Origin of the sequence: Gordonia malaquae NBRC 108250 (assembly GCF_000344135.1) — a bacterium.
GTDB lineage: Bacteria > Actinomycetota > Actinomycetes > Mycobacteriales > Mycobacteriaceae > Gordonia > Gordonia malaquae.
Genome location: NZ_BAOP01000059.1, coordinates 1 through 9,227, shown reverse-complemented (window position 1 = coordinate 9,227; position 9,227 = coordinate 1). Strand labels below are relative to the sequence as shown.

The following is a 9,227-nucleotide window of genomic DNA, read 5'->3' as shown; positions in this document are numbered from 1 at the left end:
GGCTAGTAAGTCGCCTAACCGACTGCCCAGTTTGGCACGGGGGCACTACCCACAAGATGGCCACCTATCACGCAGAGCTGGCCATCTGTGCGCAGCGAAAGTTAATTATTTGGGACAAGGTTTCGCGCATGACATTCGCGGAACACGTCCCTGTAACCAGTGTCCTGAGGAGGCCGTTTCATGCTCATCCGCCGCATTGCCCGTCCCATGCTCGCGACCGCGTTCATCGCCACCGGGATTAATGCGATCCGCCGCCCGGAACAGCTAGCCGAAACCACCCAGCCGTTTGTCGACAAAGCAAAAACCCAACTGCCCCTGCAGGCCGCGGATCTGATCCCGTCCGACGCGCAGGTGCTGGTCCGGATCAACGGCGCGATTCACATCATCGGTGGTCTGGCGCTGGCCACCGGCAAGTTCCCGCGGCTCGCCTCTCTGACCCTCGCAGGCGTCATCATTCCGACTACGCTGGCCGGAAACGGTTTCTGGAACGAGACCGATCTGGACGAGCGGGCCGAGCAGCAGGCCCATTTCATCAAGAACGTGGGACTCTTGGGCGGGCTGCTGATCACAACCGTCGACACCGAAGGGAAGCCTTCGCTGGCATGGCGCGGACGCAAGGCAGCAGCCATCGCGAGTGACAAGGTCACCGCGGTGCTGCCGTCGACCGCCGCCAGTGCGACAACGGCCGGTGTCCTGGCCGGTCGTGCGTCGCACATCGCCGAGGTCGTCACAGAACGCGCCGGCGAGCTCGCCGAGGTCGCTACTGAACGCACCGCGTCGCTGAGCAAAGCGGCTGCGGAAAAACAGGCCAAACTGGGCGAACGAGCCGGTAAGAAGTAGGCGAAGTTGGCGATGCAGCTGCCAAGCCGGAGGCCAACATTACCCATCGTCATAATTCTCACCGCTTCGTCCGCCGATTCTTGGCCAAATAGAACCGATAAGAAAACAGTCCCCGTTAGATATGCCCCTAAGTCGCAGACGCCGATAAACAGTATCGGCACTTGTTGTGTCAACAATGCCGGAGGCCGAAGAATCATGAGTTTCAAGAGTCCCTTTCCCCCTGTGGAGATCTCCGAGGATTCGATCTACGAGACGTTGTTCGGGTCGATCAGCGAGGAGGACCTGGATCGGACCGCGCTGATCGACGCCGGCGCCACCGAGGGCACCACCTACCGCGAGCTGATCGGCCGGATCAACGCCTTCGCCGGAGCCCTGGCGGCGCGTGGCATCGAGGTGGGCGACAAGGTTGCACTGCTGTCGCCGAACACCTCGGCGTTCGCGTTCGTGTTCCACGGCATCCTGCGTGCGGGCGCCACTGCAACCACCGTCAACGCGCTGTTCACCGCGCCCGAGATCGCCAAGCAGCTCACCGACTCGGGTGCCAAGATGCTCATCACGATCACCCAGCTCGGTGACCAGGCCAAGGCGGCAGCAGCGCAGGTCGGTCTGCCCGAGAGCGCGGTGATCTTGCTGAACGGGCCCGGAGAGGCCGAGAGCCCTCACCCGAACGCGCTCGATCTGCTGGGTGCCGGCCTTGCGGCACCGGACGTCAGCTTCGACCCGGCCACCCATCTTGCGGTCCTGCCGTACAGCTCGGGCACCACCGGCAACCCCAAGGGTGTGATGTTGACCCATCGCAACCTGGTCGCCAACGTGGCGCAGAGCCAGCCGCTGCTGAACATGTCCCACGACGACTCGGTCCTCGCGGTGCTGCCGTTCTTCCACATCTACGGGATGACGGTGCTGCTCAACCTCGCGCTGTACAACCGGGCGAGGCTCGTGGTGATGCCGCGTTTCGATCTGGTGCAGTTCCTCGAATCCATCCAGAACTACAAGTGCAGCTATGTGTTCATCGCGCCGCCCGTGGCGGTCGCGCTGGCCAAGCACCCGCTGATCGACGACTACGACCTGTCGTCGGTCAACACCATCATGTCGGGTGCCGCGCCACTGGACGAGGTGCTGGGCAATGCTGTCGCCAAGCGCCTGAACACCCGGGTCATCCAGGGCTACGGCATGAGCGAGCTGAGCCCGGTCAGCCACGCCATGCCCAGCAAACCCGGCGACGGCCCGGAGGCGCCGCTGTCGTCGTGCGGTTGGCCCATCCCGAACACGGTCAACAAGATCGTCGATCCGGCCACCGGCGACGAGATCGACATCCCGGCCGAAGGACTCAGCGAGCCGGGTGAGCTGTGGGTGGCGGGCCCGAACGTCATGGCGGGCTACCTGAACAACGACAAGGCCACCAAGGAGACCATCGACGACGACGGGTTCCTGCACACCGGCGACATGGCGCGGGTCGATGCGAACGGCTGCGTCTACATCGTCGACCGGCTCAAAGAACTCATCAAGTACAAGGGCTACCAGGTGCCGCCCGCCGAACTCGAGGCGTTGCTGCTCACCCACGACGATGTCGCGGACGTTGCGGTCATCGGCGTGATCGAGGCCGACACCGGCGAGGAGATCCCGAAGGCGTTTGTGGTCAAGCGTGAAGGCTCCGATCTCACCGGTGAGCAGGTGATCGAGTTCGTCGCCTCTCAGGTTGCTCCGCACAAGAAGGTCCGCGAGGTCGAGTTCATCGACGCCATCCCGAAGAGCGCGGCAGGCAAGATCCTCCGCAAGGACCTGCGTAGAGCCACGGGTGATTGATCGAGTGGTGGCGAGGTAATCGCACTCCTGGTCGCCGCACCATCAGAAACTGATCGCGAACGTGTCACACCAATGTCCGCCGAGCTATAACGACCGTGAAGATGGTGTCCCGCAACAGCTGCGGGGTCAGGCGCAGACCGGTCACGGTGTCGCAGAGAGCGAACGTCGCCTCGTGGCAGTGAAACTCAGTGCGCTTGGCCGACCCATCGGGCTCGAGTTCGAACCCGCCGATCTGACGCATCAGCGGCATGAGCTCATCGGGTGTCGAGCCGTTCCGCTCAGCGGCGAATAGCGTGTCGAACCATGTTCGGCTCTCGCCGTCGACCTACCGAAAGAAGTACGAGTTCTCGCTGCCGTGATGAACAACGATTTCCGGCCTGCCGAAAGTGGTTGCATCAGTTCCGGAGTCGCCCCGATATAGCCGTTGCTTTCGTACATAATTGTCCAGTCGCAGTGCTGGACGAGACCGGCCAGGAGATTGTCTGAACCGATCTCCTCCCACGACTCCAACGAGCGCAACAGGAGCGTTGCGAGGTCGCACTGGGCGGGTTGGCTGACCGTAGGCAGAGCGTCGATCCGCTCAGGCAGCGTCGCGTTGCTGATGACCGTCACACAGAATGCGTTGTTCAGCTCCGGCACCTTCTTGGTCTACGCATAGTCCCGGTATGTCACATCGCTCATGGCAGTCACCCTAGCTAGACGGGTCAAACCCAAGCCGCGGGCGGTGCAGTAGGCCGGCGCGATGCTTCCCAGGTTTGTGTCGGCAGGGTTCGTCCTTTGAGGGAGCAGTCGCCGTGTGGTGTCCAGTATTCGCGTTCGGGTTCGCTGGCGGCTCTGATGACGGCGTCGCTGGCGAGGATCCGTCCCGGCGTGTGTTTGGCGAGGTCGGTGAGGCGTGATGCCTCGTTGACCGCGTCGCCTATGACGGTGTATTCCAGGCGTTGGTCGGTGCCGAGGTTTCCGGCGAAGACGGGGCCGGTGGCGAGTCCGATCCCGATGTCGAGTTCCCCGTCGGCCAGGACGCGGTCGCGGATCTGCCGTGCGGCGTGGAGTGCGGAGTCAGCGGCATCGGCTCGGGCGACGGGCGCCCCGAAGATGCAGAGTGCGGCGTCTCCCTCGAATTTGTTGACCAGCCCGTGGTGGCTCTCGGTTGCCGCGATCACTTCTGCGAGGAGGCGGTTGAGCTTGTCGACGAATTCTTGCGGTGAGATCTGGTGGGCGAGTGCCGTCGAGTTGGTTACGTCGACGAACAGTGCTGTTATCTCCCGGATTTCGCCGGTCAGGTCGGCTCCTCGGTCGAGTGCGCGTTGCGCGACGTCTCTTCCGACGTGCCGTCCGAACAGGTCGCGCAGTCGGTCCTGCTCCTGGAGTCCGCGGACCATGTCGTTCACGGTGGATTGCAGTACCCCGATTTCGCTGCTGTCGTCGACGGGCACGCGCACGTCGAGCCGGCCCTGCCCGATGCGGCGGAGTGCACCGCGCATCTGGTGGATCGGTTGTGCGACGGCGCGGGCCAGCAGTGTTTCCGCGAGGGCCCCGGATACGAGTCCGAGGGCGGCGAGGTAGGTCGCGGCGCGGATGCGGTCGGGCGGTGCCGCATCGGGATAGTGCAGGAGCGCGATGGCCGCGGCCAATGGCAGCGCGGAGGTCAGCACCCAGGTCAAGATCAGCCGGGAGATGACTGACGTTCGTGGTGGCGCGTGTGGGGTGTCGACGGCCAGGATCGTGGCCATCACTGGACGGAGTGCACGTTCGACGAAGAGGTAGTTGTATCCGACGGTGGCAAGTCCGCCCAATGTCATGAGTAGGGTTCCGCCGAGGGCCTCCCAGACGGGCAGGAGCGCGAAGGCCGAGCCGGACATCGCGAGGATGCCCCCGGCCCACAGAGATCCGATGAGGACGGTGGACTCGGTGGGCAATCGCAGGGTGTGGCGGGCGTGGTCGGGTGTCGGCGCAGAGGAGGTGTCCAGCCACCCGAGGCTGCGTCGACGCAGGGCGAGGACGCCGCGAACTGCGACGAGCAGAGCCACGACCACATAGACCGCCAGGATCTGCAGAAGCGTTCCGAGCTGGGCACCGAATCGGTGCGGTGCGCCGCCCAGAACGATCAGCAGCGCGACGACGACGGCCCCGCCCACGCTCGAGCCCACGGTCAGCAGTGGTAGACCCCACTTCGTGCGTAACAGCACCGGAACTGGCTGGGCCGCATTGTGGGCTTCTGGTGGGTGTGGCCGCCCGGGGTGAGGACGGGCACTGGTGTGCCGCATTACCGATGCATCTTCTTTCGGTCGTGTCAGCGGTCCGGCGGGTGCGGTGACGGTCTGTCCGGCCCGTCATGGTCGAGCGCGGAGGTGAGGCGGTCGAGTAGGTCCTGGACGGCGCCGGGGGCGCCATGTTGGGCGAAGTGCTCGATCGACACGGCGATGAACACCGCGTGGGCGGTGAACAATGCGGTGCCGTCATCGGCGGTGGCGGTCGCCTTAAGGTGCAGTTTGCGGCCGTCGATCTCCCGGACGTGGGCGCTGATGCGCAGGGGCCGGTGCAGCGGGACGGGGGCGAGGTAGTCGACGGTGAGGCTCCGGGTCACTGCCGGGGTGCGGGCGATCCAGAGGCCGAAGCCGAACAGGTCGTCGCAGGCGGCGGCCACTGCCCCGCCGTGCGCGAGGCCGGGCGCACCGATGTGGCGTTCGTCGAACGTCACATCGGTGTAGACCTCGTCGCCGGAGCGGAACACCACCAGTTGCAGGCCGGCGAGATTGTCTGGCCCGCACCCCATGCAGGTCGGCGAGTGCGGCGGCAGCGGTAGCTGGGTCACGGGCGTTCCTTCTCGACGGTGCTGGCTAGCGGCGGGCGCGGGATCCGACTGCGCTGGGCCGGTTCAGCCGGGCTCCTCGATGCGCCTGCGTCCGGGGAAGCGCGGCCGGGCGCCCAGACCAGCAGGATCGCGGCACCCGCCGCCGCGATGAGTGCGAGGACGATCGCGGACTGCTCGACGCCGTGCAGGAACGCGGACTTGGCGAAGTCGGCGAGTTGCTGGCCGGCCGGTCCCGCCCGATCGGCGACCTCGAGGGCACCGGCGAGTGAGTCGGCGACCGGGCCCCGCGCCTCCGGTGGGAGCCGCGCGATCGCCGGGGCGATGTTGTGGCTGTACCCGGCGGCCAAGACACTGCCGGCGACCGCGATGCCGATCGCCGCGCCGATCTCGCGAGTGGCGTCGTTGACCGCCGCGGCGACCCCGTGCTTTTCGACCGCGGTGTCCGCGACGATAGCCGCCGTCGCCGGCGCCGCGGTCAGGCCCAGACCCGTGCTCATGATCAGCGTCGGCCACATCACGTCGACGTAGGTGGAGTCCAAATCCAGCCGGCTGATGAAGTAGAACCCCGCGGCGATGGCGAGCAGACCGGTCACCGTCATCAACCGCAACCCCAGCCGGGTCGTCATCCACGGTGCGACCGCCGACAAGAGCACCAACGGCACCATCATCGGCGCCAAGGCCAGCGCTGAACCCAACGGGCTGTATCCAAAGATCAACTGCAGGTATTGGACGAGGACCAGGAAGACACCGAACGTCACCAGGAACTGGATGGTGATGGAGAACGATCCGCTCCCGAAGCCCCGACGGGCGAAGAACCGCACATCGAGCAGCGGATGATCCGCCCGCAACTCCCACACTACGAACACCACTGTGGCCACCACCCCCAGCCCGAACCCGGCGACCACCACGGGATCCGACCAGCCGCGTACTGGGGCTTCGATGATGGCGAGCACCACTAGTCCGACCGCGAACACCACCGCGACCGATCCCATCACATCCATCAACGGCGGATTTTCCTGGCGGGATTCAGGAATGGTGAAGGCACACAACAGCAGAAACACCCCCACCGCGGTCAGGCCGACGAAGATCGACTGCCACGACCAGTAGTCGAGCAGCAGCCCCGACCCGAGAATCCCCAGCAGACCCCCGGACCCGGCGACCCCCGCCCAGATCCCGACCGCGCGTCCCCGCTGCTGCTCGGGGAATCCCGCAGTCAGGATCGACAGCGTGGACGGCATCATGAACGCCGCACCCACCCCGGCCGCGGCCCGCGCCGCGATCAACCACCACGGGGTCGATACCAACAGTGGCACCACCGAGGCCAGCGAAAACAGCGCCAACCCCACGATCAGCACCGCCCGCCGGCCGTAGCGGTCACCCAGGGCCCCGGCGGGCAACACCAGACACGCCAACACCAGCGTGTACCCGTCGACCACCCAGGTGAGCTGGGTTTGCGTCGCCCCGGTGGCCACCGCAATGTTCGGAAGCGCGGTGTACAGGGCCGCCATTGAGGCGACCACCAGGGCCACCGACAGGCACGAGACCACCAACGTCCACTTCTGCGCCCGCGACAGCAGTACTCGATCATCGGCGGTCATGCAGCCACCTCCACTTAACGCTACAGTTGGTAGCGTTCCACTACTATGAGTAGCACAACGCGGGGTGCGGGGATAGTGCCTGCGGCTGATCCGAGGGCACAATTACGAGGTGGGCGAAGAAATGATCAACCAGAACACCGACGACGACGAGGACCGGCTCGTGGATCCCCGCAAGGCACGCTCACGCGCACGACTGCTCGACGCGGCGACGTCCCTGCTCTCGACCGGCGGTATCGAGGCCGTCACGATCGACGCGGTCGCCAAGGCGTCCAAGGTCGCGCGGACTACCCTCTACCGGCACTTCTCCGACAGCACCCAGCTCCTGGCCGCGGCGTTCGAGCGTTTGCTGCCCCCGGTCACCGCGCCGCCGGCGTCCGGAACGATCCGTGAACAGTTGATCGAACTGCTGGACCGTCAGGCCAAGCTCATCGAGGAAGCCCCCGCCCAACTGACGATGCTCGGGTGGCTCGCCCTCGGGTCCGCCCAACCCGGCACGGCCGGGGCGACATCGCATCCCGAAGAAGACCGGAACCAGGTCAGTTCCCTTCGCGCACGGGTGGTCAACCAATACCGCGAACCGTTCGACCGGATCCTGGGCAGCCCCGAAGCCCAGCAAGAGCTCGGTCGCTTCGACACCAATCTCGCCCTGACCCAACTCGTCGGACCCATCGTCTTCACCCGACTCACCGCACTCCCGCCGATCGGCCCGGCTGAACGCCATCAACTCGTCGACGACTTTCTCGCTGCACGCTCCGCGCAACGCGCGCTGACCGTGACACCGCACTGATCTCTGATTCAGCACCCGCCCGAGGCGGCGGGCTGGGACGTCAATTCGCGATCAGCGCCTCGACGCGGGTTTTAATCTCGTCGCGGATCGGGCGAATCGCTTCCACGCCCTGGCCCGGCCGGGTCGTCAAGGACCCCGTCCCGGTAGCTCTTGCCCGGGGAAGATAGGGCAGCTGTCACCGCAGCCCATGGTGATCACCACATTTGAGGCTTGCACGGCATCGGTGGTGAGGATTTTCGGTGTTTGCGCCGTGATGTCGATGCCCACCTCGGCCATCGCCTCGACGGCAGCGGATTTGAGCTGTCGGTGGGGACGCTTCGGGCGGAGCGGACCTCCATCGCATCGCCGGCGAGGCGCGACAGGAAACCGGCGGCCATCTGCGAGCGTCCGGCGTTGTACACGCAGACGAACAACTCGCTGGGGGTGGTGGACATGAATTGAGATCCTTTCGTCAGGAAGAGACAGGAGATGGAGGTCCGGCAGGAACGGGAGTGGTCAACTCGCGCAACAACTTTTGGACTCTGGTGTCCAGGTCGTCGCGGATGGCGCGGCAGTGCCCGGTGACACGCAGGGCCCAGAGCGTCGGAGGTACTCGCTCAATATCCTTCTCGCGATGTCGCCAGAATTGTTAGGACACACGCGCGCGGTTCATCGCCGAGCCCGGCGGCGGGATCGGCGACGGATTGCCACTAATCGCCAACCGCTGCTGAGCGCCAGCGCGGCCCCTACGTACCCGATAAGTGTTGGTGAGAAGATCTCGGGCTCACCTGCGTGAGTTATGCCCCAGTACAGACCGAACGCGACGCCACCGACGCCGATCACTACCGCCGCTACGTGAGCTGAGTTGATATACGTGCGGGTGGTCTGCATGGCTCCAGACTCGCACGCCACCGGCCATACGTAACAGAGTAAGAACCCCTAGACGCAACTTTGACATCGGCCAAAAGGTATCAAGCACGTCAGGAATCGCGAGGCCGGTCTACCCCAAGGCGCATCGTATCTACCGCGCAGAAACAGTCGCTATTTCAAGTGACAATAGTTCCTTATTGAATAATGCCGGTTGCCGGTAATCTTGACAATGCACTGGTGGTAAAGCATTGGCGTGGGTGCTCGGGAGTAGCCATCGACGCGTTCCTTGTCCGGCTCATTCTCGTGCCGGCCCTCATGTGACTCCTCGGCCGATGGAACTGGTGGCTCCCCACCCGCCCGATCCGCACTCGCCCAACCTGTAGCTGCACTCGGTGACGAGAGCAACGGGCTACTTGAAAGCCTTTTCGTGGCGGCTTGCACTCCCCGGACTGGTGTTTCGTCCGACTCCTCAACCGGGTATGGAGCCGTTGGCGGGTGTGCTGTCCCAGGATCAGACTGCCGACAGGTTGTC

At 65.0% G+C, this 9,227-nt stretch carries 7 protein-coding genes and 2 pseudogenes; 3 read left to right on the top strand and 6 right to left on the bottom strand.

The features are described 5' to 3' along the window. The first annotated feature begins 180 nt into the window (after nucleotides 1-180). Together GM1_RS20820 and GM1_RS20815 are read left to right on the top strand one after the other, a co-directional pair. The gene (locus tag GM1_RS20820; protein WP_008382215.1) at nucleotides 181-840 is read left to right on the top strand and encodes a DoxX family protein; all 660 of its coding nucleotides are present in this window, start codon (nucleotides 181-183) and stop codon (nucleotides 838-840) included. Nucleotides 841-1,035: 195 nt separating this feature from the next. Then, on the top strand, nucleotides 1,036-2,646 hold the full coding sequence (locus GM1_RS20815; RefSeq protein ID WP_008382214.1) for an AMP-binding protein: 1,611 nt from the start codon (nucleotides 1,036-1,038) through the stop codon (nucleotides 2,644-2,646). Between the two features lie 64 nt (nucleotides 2,647-2,710). On the opposite strand, the pseudogene GM1_RS23170 reads toward GM1_RS20815, so the two are convergent. The 5 genes and pseudogenes from GM1_RS23170 to GM1_RS20795 form a co-directional block, all read right to left on the bottom strand. Beyond that, nucleotides 2,711-2,956 (bottom strand): annotated as a pseudogene (locus GM1_RS23170) (DUF6461 domain-containing protein); the annotation flags it as partial. Beyond that, the gene (locus tag GM1_RS23320; RefSeq protein ID WP_008382211.1) at nucleotides 2,887-3,285 is read right to left on the bottom strand and encodes a DUF6461 domain-containing protein; all 399 of its coding nucleotides are present in this window, start codon (nucleotides 3,283-3,285) and stop codon (nucleotides 2,887-2,889) included. The pseudogene GM1_RS23170 and the gene GM1_RS23320, both read right to left, overlap by 70 nt. 65 nt (nucleotides 3,286-3,350) lie before the next feature. After that, nucleotides 3,351-4,835 (bottom strand): adenylate/guanylate cyclase domain-containing protein, encoded by a 1,485-nt coding sequence (locus GM1_RS20805; RefSeq protein WP_008382210.1) that lies wholly within the window; start codon nucleotides 4,833-4,835, stop codon nucleotides 3,351-3,353. Nucleotides 4,836-4,939: 104 nt separating this feature from the next. Then, nucleotides 4,940-5,461 (bottom strand): PaaI family thioesterase, encoded by a 522-nt coding sequence (locus GM1_RS20800; RefSeq protein WP_008382209.1) that lies wholly within the window; start codon nucleotides 5,459-5,461, stop codon nucleotides 4,940-4,942. Continuing rightward, nucleotides 5,458-7,059, bottom strand: coding sequence for an MFS transporter (locus tag GM1_RS20795; RefSeq protein ID WP_008382208.1), 1,602 nt, complete (start codon nucleotides 7,057-7,059; stop codon nucleotides 5,458-5,460). The genes GM1_RS20800 and GM1_RS20795 overlap by 4 nt, the downstream gene beginning before the upstream one ends. A gap of 121 nt (nucleotides 7,060-7,180) precedes the next feature. Between GM1_RS20795 and GM1_RS20790 the strand changes: the two genes are divergently transcribed. Continuing rightward, on the top strand, nucleotides 7,181-7,846 hold the full coding sequence (locus GM1_RS20790; RefSeq protein ID WP_008382207.1) for a TetR/AcrR family transcriptional regulator: 666 nt from the start codon (nucleotides 7,181-7,183) through the stop codon (nucleotides 7,844-7,846). A gap of 40 nt (nucleotides 7,847-7,886) precedes the next feature. Here GM1_RS20790 and GM1_RS20785 read toward each other — a convergent pair. Further along, nucleotides 7,887-8,280, bottom strand: a pseudogene (locus GM1_RS20785) (arsenate reductase ArsC). Between the last annotated feature and the right edge of the window lie 947 nt (nucleotides 8,281-9,227).